The sequence below is a fragment of the Aromatoleum toluolicum genome (genome assembly GCF_012911005.2).
Taxonomy (GTDB): Bacteria; Pseudomonadota; Gammaproteobacteria; order Burkholderiales; family Rhodocyclaceae; genus Aromatoleum; species Aromatoleum toluolicum.
Window position 1 is genome coordinate 1 of the sequence record NZ_WTVS01000211.1, and the last position, 451, is coordinate 451.

Annotated in this window: 1 protein-coding gene; it reads left to right on the forward strand. The window is 67.2% G+C overall.

Going from position 1 to position 451, the window contains the following annotated elements; all coding sequences use genetic code 11:
• On the forward strand, window positions 1-430 hold a 430-nt coding region (locus tag GPA27_RS28415), incomplete at its 5' end, for an acetyl-CoA C-acetyltransferase (RefSeq protein ID WP_505606756.1).
• Window positions 431-451: the final 21 nt, after the last annotated feature.

The following is a 451-nucleotide window of genomic DNA, read 5'->3' on the forward strand; positions in this document are numbered from 1 at the left end:
GAATGATGGCGCCGCCGCCGTAGTGGTGATGAGCGCCAAGAAGGCAGCGGCCCTGGGCCTCAAGCCCCTGGCTCGCATCGCTGCGTTTGGCACCAGCGGTCTGGACCCCGCCACCATGGGCATGGGACCCGTGCCCGCCTCGCGCAAGGCCCTGCAGCGCGCAGGCTGGAACGCCGCCGACGTGGACCTGTTCGAGCTGAACGAAGCCTTCGCCGCACAGGCCTGCGCTGTGAACAAGGAACTGGCCATTGACCCCGCCAAGGTCAACGTGAACGGAGGCGCCATCGCCATCGGCCACCCCATCGGCGCGTCGGGCTGCCGCATTCTGGTCACGCTCTTGCACGAAATGCAGCGCCGTGACGCGAAGAAGGGCCTGGCCGCGCTGTGTATCGGTGGTGGCATGGGTGTGTCGCTGGCTGTAGAGCGTTAACCTCAAAGCCTCGGCCAGGAC